Below are 13,689 nucleotides of genomic sequence, written 5' to 3'. Positions count from 1 at the left end.
GTCAATTAGAAAATTAGCTAATATTTTCTTAATTTTTGATTTTAGATTCTAAACCTTAAAATTTAGATAGATTTTAAAAAATGTAAATGCTAAAACTTTTTATCTGCAAAAATATAAAGATCAAATTATCAGAATTTTATAACTTTATAAAACAAAATTATCTGTTTAATAATCTTAACATTGACATCATGATAAATTCAGAAGACAAAAATCCAAAAGAAAATGAAATCGAGAAAAATCTGGAGAATCTAAATTATCCATCAAATGAGGATATTTACAATCGCGAAGAAAAATCAGAAGATGTAGATCCAGAAAATATTTCAACTGACCAAACCATTACTCAAAACGACAATGAATGGAAACAAAACAGCGATAAAATTGGAAATGATTTGGATATTCCTGGCGCTGAACTAGATGACGAACAAGAAGAAATAGGATCAGAAGACGAAGAAAACAATTATTATAGTGAAGGTGATACTGAATAAACACTACTATTTATCATATAACACACACTCTAAAGTCTTGCGAAATGCAAGACTTTTTTTTTGCGCTTTAACATAAATTGTAAAAACCACATTTATACAAGATTAAAAAGCAAAACAGCCGTTACATTTTTCTTTATAATGTAAAAAAAATAGCAAAATTTAACAATTGCTATAAAACTAAAGCAAAAAATCATTTGTCTCCCCGCAAAATAACGATTACTTTTGCTCCAGTTTAACTTTTACATATAAAATGAAGCCTAACACACAACAATTAAGCGATTTAACGATCCAAGTAAGAAGAGATATTCTTAGAATGGTACATGCTGTAAACTCTGGACACCCAGGTGGTTCTTTAGGTTGTACTGAATTTTTGGTTACACTATATCAAAATATTATGGACCGCAAAGAAGGTTTTGATATGGACGGAATTGGAGAAGACATCTTTTTCCTTTCAAATGGTCATATTTCTCCAGTATTCTATAGCGTTTTAGCGCGCAGCGGTTACTTTCCCATTTCAGAACTTGCTACTTTTAGATTATTAAATTCTCGTTTACAAGGACACCCAACAACTCACGAAGGTCTACCTGGAGTTCGTATGGCATCTGGTTCATTAGGACAAGGTTTATCTGTGGCTTTAGGAGCAGCTCAAGCAAAAAAATTAAACGGAGACAAACACTTAGTTTATACTTTACACGGAGACGGAGAGTTACAAGAAGGTCAAAACTGGGAAGCTATTATGTATGCTTCTGCTAAAAAAGTAGACAACCTTATTGCTACAGTTGATGTTAACGGAAAACAAATCGACGGAACAACTGATGAAGTTTTAGCAATGGGAAGCCTACGCGCAAAATTTGAAGCTTTTGACTGGGATGTTTTGGAAATCACTGAAGGAAATAACATTGATGCTATCATTGCTGGTTTAACTGATGCTAAATCAAGAACAGGAAAAGGAAAACCTGTTTGTATCTTGTTACACACAGAAATGGGTAACGGTGTAGACTTCATGATGCACACTCATGCTTGGCACGGTAAGGCTCCAAATGATGAGCAACTAGCAAATGCATTAGCTCAAAACTACTCTAAAGATCAAGTTGATTACTAAAAAATAGCTTTAAGCTATAAGCATGAAGCTTTAAGCCTATTGCATATAGCCTACTGCGTACAGCAAAAGAACAAAAATGAAAAAATATACAAATACAGGAAGTAAAGATACTCGTTCTGGTTTTGGAGCGGGAATGACTGAATTAGGTCAAAAAAACGAAAATGTTGTTGCATTATGTGCTGACTTAATTGGATCATTAAAATTTGATGAATTCAAGAAAAACCACCCAGAACGTTTTTTCCAAATCGGAATTGCTGAAGCAAACATGATCGGAATCGCTGCTGGTTTAACTATTGGAGGAAAAATTCCTTTTACAGGAACTTTTGCCAACTTCTCTACAGGAAGAGTTTACGACCAAATTCGTCAATCTGTTGCTTACTCAGACAAAAACGTAAAAATCTGTGCTTCTCACGCTGGTTTAACTTTAGGAGAAGATGGAGCAACTCACCAAATCTTAGAAGATATCGGTTTAATGAAAATGTTGCCAGGTATGACTGTAATCAACACTTGTGATTACAACCAAACTAAAGCTGCAACTATTGCATTAGCAGATCATCACGGTCCGGCTTACTTACGTTTCGGACGTCCAGTAGTAGCAAACTTTACTCCTGCTGACGAACCTTTCGTAATCGGAAAAGCAATTATGTTAAACGAAGGAACAGATGTTACTATCATTGCAACAGGACACTTAGTTTGGGAAGCTCTTATCGCAGCTGAAAAATTAGAAGAAAAAGGAATTTCTGCTGAAGTAATCAATATTCACACTATCAAACCTCTTGACGAAGAAGCAATTCTAAAATCCGTTGCTAAAACAAAATGTGTTGTTACCGCAGAAGAACACAATTACCTAGGAGGTCTTGGAGAAAGTGTTTCTGGAGTATTAGCTTTAAACAATCCAACTCCGCAAGAATTTGTAGCGGTAAAAGATAGTTTTGGAGAATCTGGAACTCCAGAGCAATTAATGGAGAAATACAAATTAAACAATCAAGCAATTGTTGAAGCTGTAGAAAGAGTTATTAAAAGAAAATAATTTTAAGTTTTCTTACTTTATAAAAAAAGCCTCGAAATTTACATTTCGAGGCTTTTTATTTTGCTTTTATTACAATCTTAATACCAAGACAAATTAATAGATACTGAAGGTGCTGGAGCTACAACAACTAGAGTACACACCAATGGTCCTGAAATAGCAAAATTCGGATACCAGAAATCAGGATTAGTCGGAGTAGGTGGTTGAGACCAACTTGATAGTAGAATTGTTTGAGTTCCACTTATCGCTGTATAAGTATATATATGAGGAGCTGACCAAGCTACACTAGCAGGTGATGAAGAGAAATCACTAGTCAAATTTCGCTGATTAGCTGCCTCTTTCCAAGTACATCTCCAAGTAGAACATGATCTGTATTGTAAAATAGAACGAATAAACATTTTACTAGATTGAAGTTTATCATTAAGATAAATTGTTTCATTAAATAAATCTACAACATGTCTAAGTCTGCTTCCACTATAATTCATTTCTTCAGATGCAAAAGTTTTAATTCTATTTTCGTTAGGAAATAAATTTTTACCAGTTAAACTTTCATTTGATTTTGAAAACCCTGTTATTTGCCCATAAACTTGAAGTTTATTTTTAAGGCTTAAAAGTTCTTCAGATGATTTATTTTTATCTTCTTCAGTTAGCATGTAAAAAGTGAGTTCATTTAGCCATACAATTTTATCTCCAATTTTCACTTTAGCATCAGAGTTTAAAACTGTTTTTAAAGCATCAGAATACACCAATCTAGATTCTGGCACAACATCTTCTTCTAAACCATCCGAGTTATTTGATGATTCGAGTAATGAATTTAGTTTTTTAGAGGAAGCCCATTTTTTAAGCTCTTCACTATTTAATAATGCCAAACTAGAATATTCCTTTACAAAAGACTCTTCATTTTTAAATGATAACATTTTACCATCTAAAACTGGAGCTGAAGTTTCTTTTGAAGAAACTGTGTCTTGAGTTACTTGATCTTCGCTACTACATGACAAAATAGTAAGCCCTAAAAATAATGCAATTAATTTTTTCATTTTGTAAATTTTAATATTATTCTTTCAAATCTACAAACAAAAGAAATAAATTACTTACGTGATTCCGTAAAACAAAATGATAATTCTTACAATAAATCCAACTAAATGATACAGAGTATATTAAAAACAATCTTTAACATATCATTAATAATTATTTACAAACGCATATAGCTTAGAATTTTACATAAAAAAAACCTCGAAATTTACATTTCGAGGTTTTTTTTATATTGATAATTAAATCTTACTTAGCGCTATGATGGTCTTTATCAACATGAATTCTTAATCTTCCTGGACTAGTATAATCTGGATTCCCTGTCGCTGAGAAAGCTGGAATACCCCATGTCTCACTTTCATCGACATTTGGTGTAGCAGGATTATCAGGAATTGGGTCATAAGGATAATATAGACTAATACCCGTTACAGGTGCATCAGCCGGCTTTGTAACTTCAAATCTTGTTGTATAGCCATCACCATCATCATCAAAATCATAAAAATCAGGAATTCCGTCTCCATCTGTATCGTCTATTAAACTCGCTGGCATATTAGGAAACCTTACTTTATCTCTATGATCATAAACATATCCATCACCATTGATATCTTCCTTGTAAGTTGGCACACCATCTCCGACAATTATATTTGTACCATTCGAAATATTGTATTCACTGTCAGCTCTTTTCAATGCAAACAATTTAAAACTAAACATGATTGGTGAATAAGCAGGAATATCTGGTTGAACATTTGCATAAAACCCTAAACCAGAAGGCAAAAACATTACCCCTGCACCATAATTATCGTAAGTAATTGTTCCGTCTGAGCCAGGAGCACTTTGTGTACCTACATTAAACTTAGGCATAATTTCACCCCATCCTTCAATAATATTATTTGCATATATATCCAGATTAAACTCACGAGCTAAACCGTAAGAGCTATCAAACTGAGTTCCGTTCAAAAGATTACCTGTATAAGATACTGACACACTATCAAAATTACAAGGTGCTTCTCCTGTACCCTTTCTCAATGTTAAATAGTATACTCTATATGTAACATCACGATTGTAAACATCTCTATGCTCTAAAGGATATTCTTGCTGGTCCCAAATAGAAACCTGCGTTGCTGGATCTGTAATTTTCTCAAATGTGATATCAAAATCTGCAGTTACGTTTTTAATGTAATTATTTTTTAAATATTTTTCAATCGAATCATTATCTGCTTTATACTGCTCTTTATAATCCCTCACAGGAACAACTACTACTTCATCATCATCCTTTTTATTACAAGAAACGATGGCAAGACCAGCAAGCAATAAAACAAAATAATATTTAAATTTATTCATTATTAGCATTTTTTTAGGTGCGCAAGATACAATATTGATTTATTTTTGTAAAGAATTTAACTTGGATTTTAGAAAAATTATGAGAATAGATAAATACTTGTGGTGCGTTCGTTATTACAAGACCAGAAACATGGTAACTGAAGCTTGCAAAAAGAATCAGATTACTGTAAATGGGCAAATTGCAAAACCGTCAAAAGAAGTTTTTCCTACAGACCGAATTACTTTTAGAAAAGATCAAATTACACAAATCATCACGGTTTTAGACATTCCGCAAAATCGTGTCGGAGCAAAGCTGGTAGATATTTATCAAAAAAATGAAACTCCACCAGAAGCTTTTGCACATTTGGAAATGCTAAAACTGTCAAAAGAACACTCTAGAAGAACCGGCGCTGGACGTCCAACCAAAAAAGACAGAAGAGATATTGACGATTACGGAGATGATTTTTATGATGACGAGGAAGACCATGATGAAAATTAAATTTCAAATCCCAAATCCAAGATTCCAAATATGATGAATTTGAATTTCACAATTTCGTTCTTGCTTCACAAAGTTTGGAATTTGAAATTTTTAAAATTGGAGTTTAAAATTATTTACCTTAGCAAAAAAATAGACTATGAGCAGCAATATAATCTTGACCAATCAAGAAATCGAACATAAAATAAAACGTATCGCTTACCAAATTTACGAGACTTTTGTAGACGAAGATGAAGTTGTTATTGCAGGAATTGCTTCTAACGGATTTGTTTTTGCCGAGAAAATTGCTTCGGCACTAAACGGTATTTCTACCTTAAAGATTTCTATCTGCGAAGTCAAAATAAACAAACAAAATCCGCAAGAAGCGATACAAACTTCATTAAGCCCTGAAGAATACAAAAACAAAGGACTAGTACTTGTTGATGATGTCTTAAACTCAGGCACGACATTAATTTATGCTGTTCGTCATTTTTTAGACGTTCCACTTAAAAAATTCAAAACAGCAGTACTTGTTGACCGAAATCATAAAAAATACCCTGTAAAGGCAGATTTCAAAGGTATTTCGCTTTCAACATCATTATTAGAGCACGTTCAAGTTGTTTTCAATTCAGAAAACGGCGATTATGCTTTTTTAAGCTAAAATTTCTAAAATATCCTGAACCGTTTCTTCGACAGATTTATCATCTACTGAAACCTTATGTTTTGCTTGATTGTAATAATAACTTCTGTCGAATAAATGTTTCGCGATAAATTCTTTCATTTCCTCCTCATTCATATTAGCAATCAAAGGACGTTTGCTTTTGTTATGCACCAATCTACTATATAATGTATCAATTGATGCTTTTAAATATATAGATACAACATCATCTCCTTTTAATAATTCATGATTATTGGCATAACATGGAGTTCCTCCTCCTAAACCTATAATATTATTTTCAGAAGATTGCAGCAATTCTACAAACATTTCGTGTTCTAATTTTCGAAAATACACTTCTCCGTGCTTCTCAAAAATCTCATTTATGGATAAACTTGCTCTTTCTTCGATACATTTATCCAAATCTAAGAACGGAATATTTGTAATTTTTGACAAATTTTGGGCAATTGTTGACTTTCCGCAACCCATGTAACCTAACAGTACAATTTTTTTCATATTAATAAAACCTTATAAACTAAGCAATTGGAGATTTTTCCAAAAAAAAGACAAATTTATGATAAAATAGCTTGGAAACTTCAAAAAAAACTCCTTATATTTGCACCCGCATTCAAGAAATTAAATGACTCGATAGCTCAGTCGGTAGAGCACATCACTTTTAATGATGGGGTCCTGGGTTCGAGCCCCAGTCGGGTCACAAATTTTGTGATTAACAAATTAAATTTCTTGAAAGCAATGACTCGATAGCTCAGTCGGTAGAGCACATCACTTTTAATGATGGGGTCCTGGGTTCGAGCCCCAGTCGGGTCACAAAGGTCGGGTAATTTATTTTACTCGGCCTTTTTCTTTTTAGGCCATGTGGAGAAACGGTAGACTCGCCATCTTGAGGGGGTGGTGCTCGCAAGGGCGTGAGGGTTCAAATCCCTCCATGGTCACTATAAAAAATAAAAGCCTGCAAAGTATATCTTTTGCAGGCTTTTTTTATGGTTCGAAAATTTTTAATATTTTCTTCTAGTTCTTAATTTGACCATTTCTTAAAGTGTAAGTTACCAGATTTTTTATATTCTGATGGGTATTATTATATTTTTTCTTCTCCAATTCAAAGTTCATTTTTTTTAATATTGATACAGAATTAATATTATCAGAAGACGGAAAAGCAGTTATTATTTTTGCTTTTATTTTTTCAAATGTATATTCTATTATTTTTTTGATTGCTTCGGTCATTATTCCTTTACCTTGAAATTCACTCAACATTTCATATCCTATTTCTACAATTTCATTTTCAACATCAAAATTCCATAAACAAATTGAACCAATTAGATTGTTATTTTCTTTTTCGGCTATAACCCAATAGATGCATTCATTTTTGGCTATTAAATTTTGTATTTTAATTATGTATTCTTCTGCTTTTTTTAAGCTTGATGAACTCTCTCTTCCAACAAAAGCATTTACAATTGTATCAGAATGTAATTTATGGATTAAAATAACATCAGTGTTTTTAATATTTCTTAATATTAATCTTTCGGTTATTAGTATGGGAAAATCTTTAAAATTCAATTCCATTCTGTATTTTTTTGATTAATTTTTCATGCAAAATTTTGACTTTTTGTTACCACTAACAAGCGAGCACTACTAAAGCCATCAGTCATATTTAACCAATATTTAGCAGATATATCTCATAAATATCAGGATTTATTATTATCAAATATATAATAATAAAAACAGACATAATATCTAACAAAAAAAATAATTTGCAGGATCTTTGGTAATCATATTTTTTCAACCTGTACGGCTTTATCTTTAAGCTTTTAGAAAACAACACTCATTATGGAACAATCAATTTTCATTCGATTAAAAAATTGATCTCTCTTCATGAAGAAAAAATAGTTTAGTACGAGCGCATGTCGAGAGAAAAAAATGAAATAATGCAAAGACTTGAAAAGCTAATCAAATAAATAATTAAGAAAAATCACCGCTTCGAATTTCACATCTACATTGTTGCAAAGAAAAGACAATATCTATTTTACTGTAAAATAATGTTTTACAACTTTTCTTAAAATTAATTTAAAATTCCTTTCAAAAAAGAGCTAAAAAACTAAAATAAGTCCTTATATTTGCACCCTCATTGAAGAAATGAAGACTCGATAGCTCAGTCGGTAGAGCACATCACTTTTAATGATGGGGTCCTGGGTTCGAGCCCCAGTCGGGTCACAAGAAGGTCAAGTAATTATTTTACTTGGCCTTTTTAGTTTTTAAGAAATATTCAAATCTCAAAAACAGGACTTTAAAAAATCTTTCTTTTGTTTTCTCCTATTATTTCTTCATTTAGATAAAGAAATTCTCCTACAAGATAAAAACTTTCTTAAATTCGTTGACGAATAACAAAATCACTAATCCCAAATTAGTTTTATGAAAAACCTACTATTAGCATCATTAATGATGATGACTTGCTCTATCTGGGCACAATCTGCAACTGGCTATTTTGACAAAGCCATGAAAAAAGCTGAAGCCGGAAACACCAAAGGCGCAATCGCCGATTACACTAAAGCCATCAGCATGAATTCTAAATTTGTTGAAGCTTATCAGAATCGTGGCGTCGCAAAATTCAAACTAAATGATTTAAAAGGTGCTCAAGCAGACTTTAGCAAAACAATCGAGTTAGACGACATGAATGCAGATGCTTATACTGGTAGAGCAAATGTCAATTACAAACTACAAAACTATCAGGGAACAATTGACGATTGCACAGCTTCTCTAGGTTTAAATCCGAAAGATTACATTGCTTACAATCTAAGAGGATTAGCTTATAACAAAATCGGCGACAAGAAAAACTCTTGCAAAGATTTTTCTAAAGCAATTGAACTTGGAAGTCAGAGTGCTATAAAAAACAAAGCTACTTTTTGTAAATAACAAAACTCAAAAACTTAAAACGGTCTGCATATTAAAAGTATGCAGACCGTTCTTTTTTATCAAAGTAATATATTTCTTAAGAATTATATACCTGATTTTAGGTAAAAAATATATTTTAAATACGTAAACCCCTAATTCTCTATCTTTTTAATGTAGTTTTAAGGCCGAATCTAAGATTTTATTTTACATTTGTTGACTTAATCGCAAAAAATGATAAACAATATAAAAACTGTTTTCAGCATTAAAGATCTTGAGAACTTATCTGGAATAAAAGCGCATACCATACGCATCTGGGAAAAGAGATACAACATCCTTGAACCTATGCGAACTGATACCAATATCAGATTTTACAATCTTCAAAACCTGCAGAAACTTTTAAACATTACGTTGCTGCACGAATACGGCTATAAGATTTCTAAAATTGCAACATATCCTGAAGAAAAGATACCGCAACTGGTACGCGAAATAATTTCAAAGAAAAATTCTCAAAACTACGCCATCACTTCTTTCAAAATGGCGATGATGAACTTTGACCAAGAATTATTCTTCAACACATTTGATTGGCTTATTACCGAAAAAACGTTTAAAGAAGTTTTTAAAGAACATTTTTTGCCTCTTTTAAAAGAGTTGGGATTATTATGGCAGTCTGAAACAATTACTCCTGCAAATGAGCATTTCATGAGTCATTTAATAAAGCAGAAAATATTGATTTATACGGAAAGTCTTCAAATTAGAAAACCCATCAAAACCGATAGAATTTTTGTTCTATCGCTTCCGTTAAATGAAATTCACCAAATCGGATTATTATACCTGCAATACGAAATCCTTGATAAAGGTTACAAAACCATTTATCTAGGAGAAAGTATGCCAATTGAAAACCTACAGGATCTAACCAAACATTTTGAAAACATTACATTTATTTCTTTTATGACTGTTCAGCCGGATCGAAGCGTGATTAATCAATATGTAAAATCTATGGGGCAGAAATTATTACAGAAAAACAACGAAATCTGGCTTATGGGTAAAATGGTTGAATACATAGACGAGAAAGTTCTAACAGACAGAATTCGAGTTTTTGATTCGATGGAAGAAACTATTAACATGCTTTAATTTATTTTTGTTTAAGTTTTTATTATATTTGTTAAACAAATGAGAAAAACTATCCAAATAATAGGCTCAGGCTTCTCTTCTTTGGCGGCCGCATGTTACCTTGCTCAACAAGGAAATAAAGTTACTGTTTACGAAAAAAACAGTACAATTGGTGGGCGCGCTAGGCAATTTAAAGAAGATGGTTTTACTTTTGACATGGGGCCAAGCTGGTATTGGATGCCAGATGTTTTTGAACGCTTTTTTCAAGATTTCAATAAAAAACCTTCCGATTACTACGAACTGATAAAATTAAATCCGGCCTATAGAGTTTATTTTGGAATGGATGATTTTATCAGTATTTATGATAATCTTGAAGAAATAAAATACACTTTCGAGACCATCGAAAAAGGAAGCGGTCAAAAACTGCAAAACTTTATTGATCAAGCCAAAAGCAACTATGACATTGCAATTAAAAATTTGGTTTATCGTCCAGGGATTTCTCCTCTTGAATTAATTACTAAAGAAACTGCATTAAAGCTTAATCAGTTTTTTAAGAATGTAAGCACAGATATTCGGAAAAATTTCAAAAATGAAAGATTAATTCAGATTCTAGAATTTCCGGTTTTATTTCTTGGGGCAAAACCAACTAAAACGCCTTCGTTTTATAATTTTATGAATTATGCTGATTTTGGTTTAGGAACTTGGCATCCTAAAACTGGAATGTTTGATGTTATTCGCGGAATCGAAAAATTGGCTCTGGAACTTGGCGTTACCATTAAAACTAATTCTCCAATTGATAAAATAATCGTTGAAAATAAAATTGCAACAGGAATCGTAATTAATGGTGAAATCCTAAAAGCTGACATTGTTTTAAGCGGTGCCGATTATCATCATTCCGAAACTTTACTCGAAAAACAACACCGAGCATATTCTGAAAAATATTGGAAAAATAGAGTTTTCGCTCCATCTTCTCTCCTATTTTTTGTTGGCATCAATAAAAAAATAGAAAACATTTCGCATCATGCTTTATTTTTTGATGTCGATTTCAATCAGCATGCTGCAGATATTTACGATAATCCAAAATGGCCTGAAGCTCCATTGTTCTATGCCAATTTCCCATCCAAAACAGATGCGACTGCAGCACCAGACGGAATGGAATCTGGATTTTTCTTAATTCCGTTAGCACCCGGAATAGAAGATAACGAAATCTTACGAGAAGAATATTTTGAAAAAATCATCGCTCGTTTCGAATCACTTACAAAGCAAAAGATTAAAAATAGCATTATCTTTAAGAGATCATTCTGTAAAAATGACTTTGTAACCGATTATAACGCCTACAAAGGAAATGCTTACGGAATGGCCAATACTTTATTGCAAACGGCTTTTTTAAGACCGAAATTAAAAAGCAAAAAAGTCAAGAATTTATATTTTACAGGACAATTAACTGTTCCTGGCCCAGGTGTTCCGCCTGCTTTAATTTCAGGAAAACTAGCAGCTGAATTAATTCAAAAATCTTTTAGATCTTAAAAATGAAATCACTATTCGACGCCGTTTCTTTCAAATGCAGCAAACTGGTAACCAAAAATTACAGTACTTCATTTTCGCTAGCCGTAAAAATGCTTTCACCGAGCATTCGCGATGCCATTTACAGTATTTACGGATTCGTTCGTTTTGCTGACGAAATTGTAGATTCCTTTCATGATTATGAAAAAGAATATCTTATTGAAGATTTTGAAAAAGAATATTACAAAGCAATGCAATTAGGCATTAGCTTAAATCCGATTTTGAATTCGTTTCAACAAACTGTAAAAGAATATAACATCACCGACGATTTAGTTCAGGCTTTTCTAAAAAGCATGAAAATGGATCTTATAAAATCCAATTATCAGACTCAAACCGAATACATCGATTACATTTACGGTTCTGCAGATGTTGTAGGCTTAATGTGCTTAAAAGTTTTTGTTTCTGGAAAAGAACATAAATACGAGCAATTGAAAAATGAAGCCATGCGTTTGGGATCGGCTTTTCAGAAAGTAAATTTCCTAAGAGATTTAAAAGACGATAACACGATCTTGAACAGAGCATATTTTCCAGGCGTAAATCTGAACAATTTCAACGAAGATTCAAAAAATCAGATTATCAAAGAAATTGAAGAAGATTTTAGAATTGCTTATCAAGGAATTGTAAAGTTGCCTATCGAAGCCAAATTTGGAGTTTACACCGCTTATGTTTATTACAAAAAATTACTCAAAAAACTAAAAAACACACCATATTACGAAATTGGAAATTCGAGAATTCGGGTTTCTAATTATACCAAAGCGGGACTTTTGGCTCAGTCATTTGTGACTTATAAATTGAAGTTGGTATAAATTCGTTCATCGTTCAGTTGTTATCATTAAACCAACGGTTTGTCTTTCTGAACGAAGTCGAAGAACCGCGAGAAACTCCACAAAGATTGGCATACTGTTGAGGAGCTACTTGCGAAGATTTCTCCTTCGTCGAAATGACAAGATTGAGAGAATCGCAGACTTAAAACCAAATAGTGAATCTTTTTGAGTCAATCTTTTATAATCTAAAGCTAAACTCAAAAACAATAAAACGATAATTTTAAATCTAAACATTTATAAAATGCTTTCTTTTTTAATCTTTTTAGGCGTTTTTCTTTTTATGGAATGTGTAACTTGGCTGACGCACAAATATGTTATGCATGGCTTTATGTGGTATTTTCATGCCGATCATCATCAGCCCAAATACGAAAACACCTTTGAACGCAACGATATTTTCTTCGTCATTTTTGCCACTCCGAGCATTATATTGTTCTATTTTGGCGTTGAAGGCGGATTTAATTATTTATTTTTTATTGCATGCGGAATTACCCTTTATGGCGCTTGTTATTTTTTAATTCACGATGTTTTAATCCATCAGCGATTTAAATGGTTTAAAAACACTAAAAACAAATACCTCATCGGACTCAGAAAAGCTCATAAAATACACCACAAACATTTACAAAAAGAAAAGGGAGAATGTTTCGGAATGTTGTTCGTACCATTCAAATATTATAAAATGTAGCATTATTTGGGCATTTGAGTAGTTCAAAGAAAGATTGTCATTATGAAATTATACAAAATAGTTACCGTACAACATATCAATGCAAGTGTAGAAGATTGCTGGGATTTTTTCTCAAGTCCAAAAAATTTGCAGACCATTACGCTCGATAATATGAATTTCCAAATTCAGGATTACGATGGCAAGCGCATGTATCAAGGACAAATCATTACCTACACCTTAAAACCTCTTTTAGGAATCAAAGTCTCTTGGGTAACCGAAATTACGGCTTGTAAAGAAAATGAGTATTTTGTAGACATTCAGCAATTCGGGCCTTATAAAATTTGGCATCACAAACATTTCTTTGAACCGACACCAGACGGAGGAACCAAAATGACAGATATTGTCCATTACGCTCTCCCATTCGGAATCTTAGGTCGAATCATGAATAGATTAGTCGTAAAAAACAAACTTAAAAGTATTTTCGATTATAGATTTAATAAAATCGAAGAATTATTCAATTCTAAAAAATAA

General features: G+C 32.3%; 15 protein-coding genes and 4 tRNA genes. 15 read left to right on the top strand and 4 right to left on the bottom strand.

Annotated features, from left to right (window positions below; all coding sequences use genetic code 11):
* Positions 1-188 precede the first annotated feature (188 nt).
* From JI750_RS19785 to JI750_RS19775, 3 genes are all read left to right on the top strand, one after another.
* Positions 189-485, top strand: a complete 297-nt coding sequence (locus JI750_RS19785) for a hypothetical protein (protein ID WP_202006154.1) — start codon at positions 189-191, stop codon at positions 483-485.
* Between the two features lie 250 nt (positions 486-735).
* On the top strand, positions 736-1,587 hold the full coding sequence (locus tag JI750_RS19780; RefSeq protein ID WP_202006153.1) for a transketolase: 852 nt from the start codon (positions 736-738) through the stop codon (positions 1,585-1,587).
* 76 nt (positions 1,588-1,663) lie between these two features.
* On the top strand, positions 1,664-2,617 hold the full coding sequence (locus tag JI750_RS19775; RefSeq protein ID WP_202006152.1) for a transketolase family protein: 954 nt from the start codon (positions 1,664-1,666) through the stop codon (positions 2,615-2,617).
* Between the two features lie 77 nt (positions 2,618-2,694).
* Here JI750_RS19775 and JI750_RS19770 read toward each other — a convergent pair whose 3' ends face one another.
* Together JI750_RS19770 and bamM are read right to left on the bottom strand one after the other, a co-directional pair.
* Positions 2,695-3,651, bottom strand: a complete 957-nt coding sequence (locus JI750_RS19770; protein WP_202006151.1) for a hypothetical protein — start codon at positions 3,649-3,651, stop codon at positions 2,695-2,697.
* A gap of 241 nt (positions 3,652-3,892) precedes the next feature.
* Entirely contained in the window at positions 3,893-4,984 is a 1,092-nt protein-coding gene (gene bamM, locus JI750_RS19765; protein WP_202006150.1) for a BamM family beta-barrel-assembly machinery protein, read from the bottom strand.
* A 79-nt stretch (positions 4,985-5,063) separates the two neighbouring features.
* Here bamM and JI750_RS19760 point away from each other — a divergent pair, with 79 nt between their 5' ends.
* A complete protein-coding gene (locus tag JI750_RS19760) occupies positions 5,064-5,462 on the top strand; it encodes an RNA-binding S4 domain-containing protein (RefSeq protein WP_202006149.1) in 399 nt (132 codons plus the stop codon).
* 136 nt (positions 5,463-5,598) lie between these two features.
* Positions 5,599-6,099: a phosphoribosyltransferase domain-containing protein gene (locus tag JI750_RS19755; protein ID WP_202006148.1), complete on the top strand. Its 501-nt coding sequence runs from the start codon at positions 5,599-5,601 to the stop codon at positions 6,097-6,099.
* Here the strand turns inward: JI750_RS19755 and JI750_RS19750 are convergent.
* Positions 6,091-6,609 (bottom strand): shikimate kinase, encoded by a 519-nt coding sequence (locus JI750_RS19750; RefSeq protein ID WP_202006147.1) that lies wholly within the window; start codon positions 6,607-6,609, stop codon positions 6,091-6,093. The genes JI750_RS19755 and JI750_RS19750 overlap by 9 nt on opposite strands.
* Before the next feature lie 126 nt (positions 6,610-6,735).
* On the opposite strand from JI750_RS19750, the gene JI750_RS19745 reads away from it, so the two are divergent.
* From JI750_RS19745 to JI750_RS19735, 3 genes are all read left to right on the top strand, one after another.
* A tRNA-Lys gene (locus JI750_RS19745) sits at positions 6,736-6,808 on the top strand.
* Positions 6,809-6,848: 40 nt separating this feature from the next.
* Positions 6,849-6,921, top strand: a tRNA-Lys gene (locus JI750_RS19740).
* Between the two features lie 42 nt (positions 6,922-6,963).
* Positions 6,964-7,046 (top strand) — tRNA-Leu (locus JI750_RS19735).
* Positions 7,047-7,122: 76 nt separating this feature from the next.
* Here the strand turns inward: JI750_RS19735 and JI750_RS19730 are convergent.
* Entirely contained in the window at positions 7,123-7,674 is a 552-nt protein-coding gene (locus JI750_RS19730) for a GNAT family N-acetyltransferase (RefSeq protein ID WP_202006146.1), read from the bottom strand.
* A gap of 575 nt (positions 7,675-8,249) precedes the next feature.
* Between JI750_RS19730 and JI750_RS19725 the strand changes: the two genes are divergently transcribed.
* The 7 genes from JI750_RS19725 (at position 8,250) to JI750_RS19695 (ending at position 13,689) form a co-directional block, all read left to right on the top strand.
* Positions 8,250-8,322: transfer RNA gene (locus JI750_RS19725), tRNA-Lys, on the top strand.
* A 198-nt stretch (positions 8,323-8,520) separates the two neighbouring features.
* Positions 8,521-9,021, top strand: a complete 501-nt coding sequence (locus JI750_RS19720; RefSeq protein ID WP_236673107.1) for a tetratricopeptide repeat protein — start codon at positions 8,521-8,523, stop codon at positions 9,019-9,021.
* Between the two features lie 210 nt (positions 9,022-9,231).
* Positions 9,232-10,131 carry a MerR family transcriptional regulator gene (locus JI750_RS19715; protein WP_202006145.1) on the top strand — a complete coding sequence of 300 codons (900 nt, stop codon included), beginning with the start codon at positions 9,232-9,234 and terminating at the stop codon, positions 10,129-10,131.
* A gap of 39 nt (positions 10,132-10,170) precedes the next feature.
* Positions 10,171-11,637: a bifunctional phytoene desaturase/3,4-desaturase gene (gene crtID / locus JI750_RS19710; protein ID WP_202006144.1), complete on the top strand. Its 1,467-nt coding sequence runs from the start codon at positions 10,171-10,173 to the stop codon at positions 11,635-11,637.
* Positions 11,638-11,639: 2 nt separating this feature from the next.
* Positions 11,640-12,479: a phytoene/squalene synthase family protein gene (locus JI750_RS19705; RefSeq protein ID WP_202006143.1), complete on the top strand. Its 840-nt coding sequence runs from the start codon at positions 11,640-11,642 to the stop codon at positions 12,477-12,479.
* 259 nt (positions 12,480-12,738) lie between these two features.
* The gene (locus tag JI750_RS19700; RefSeq protein ID WP_202006142.1) at positions 12,739-13,179 is read left to right on the top strand and encodes a sterol desaturase family protein; all 441 of its coding nucleotides are present in this window, start codon (positions 12,739-12,741) and stop codon (positions 13,177-13,179) included.
* A gap of 42 nt (positions 13,180-13,221) precedes the next feature.
* Positions 13,222-13,689, top strand: coding sequence for an SRPBCC family protein (locus JI750_RS19695; protein ID WP_202006141.1), 468 nt, complete (start codon positions 13,222-13,224; stop codon positions 13,687-13,689).

The organism is Flavobacterium tagetis, from assembly GCF_016735615.1.
GTDB lineage: Bacteria > Bacteroidota > Bacteroidia > Flavobacteriales > Flavobacteriaceae > Flavobacterium > Flavobacterium tagetis.
This window is presented reverse-complemented; position numbering and strand designations above follow the sequence as displayed.

Coding starts and splice junctions, on each gene's coding strand:
- JI750_RS19785 (WP_202006154.1), top strand. CDS start 189: ATGATAAATTCAGAAGACAAAAATCCAAAAGAAAATGAAATCGAGAAA.
- JI750_RS19780 (WP_202006153.1), top strand. CDS start 736: ATGAAGCCTAACACACAACAATTAAGCGATTTAACGATCCAAGTAAGA.
- JI750_RS19775 (WP_202006152.1), top strand. CDS start 1,664: ATGAAAAAATATACAAATACAGGAAGTAAAGATACTCGTTCTGGTTTT.
- JI750_RS19770 (WP_202006151.1), bottom strand. CDS start 3,651: ATGAAAAAATTAATTGCATTATTTTTAGGGCTTACTATTTTGTCATGT.
- bamM (WP_202006150.1), bottom strand. CDS start 4,984: ATGAATAAATTTAAATATTATTTTGTTTTATTGCTTGCTGGTCTTGCC.
- JI750_RS19760 (WP_202006149.1), top strand. CDS start 5,064: ATGAGAATAGATAAATACTTGTGGTGCGTTCGTTATTACAAGACCAGA.
- JI750_RS19755 (WP_202006148.1), top strand. CDS start 5,599: ATGAGCAGCAATATAATCTTGACCAATCAAGAAATCGAACATAAAATA.
- JI750_RS19750 (WP_202006147.1), bottom strand. CDS start 6,609: ATGAAAAAAATTGTACTGTTAGGTTACATGGGTTGCGGAAAGTCAACA.
- JI750_RS19730 (WP_202006146.1), bottom strand. CDS start 7,674: ATGGAATTGAATTTTAAAGATTTTCCCATACTAATAACCGAAAGATTA.
- JI750_RS19720 (WP_236673107.1), top strand. CDS start 8,521: ATGAAAAACCTACTATTAGCATCATTAATGATGATGACTTGCTCTATC.
- JI750_RS19715 (WP_202006145.1), top strand. CDS start 9,232: ATGATAAACAATATAAAAACTGTTTTCAGCATTAAAGATCTTGAGAAC.
- crtID (WP_202006144.1), top strand. CDS start 10,171: ATGAGAAAAACTATCCAAATAATAGGCTCAGGCTTCTCTTCTTTGGCG.
- JI750_RS19705 (WP_202006143.1), top strand. CDS start 11,640: ATGAAATCACTATTCGACGCCGTTTCTTTCAAATGCAGCAAACTGGTA.
- JI750_RS19700 (WP_202006142.1), top strand. CDS start 12,739: ATGCTTTCTTTTTTAATCTTTTTAGGCGTTTTTCTTTTTATGGAATGT.
- JI750_RS19695 (WP_202006141.1), top strand. CDS start 13,222: ATGAAATTATACAAAATAGTTACCGTACAACATATCAATGCAAGTGTA.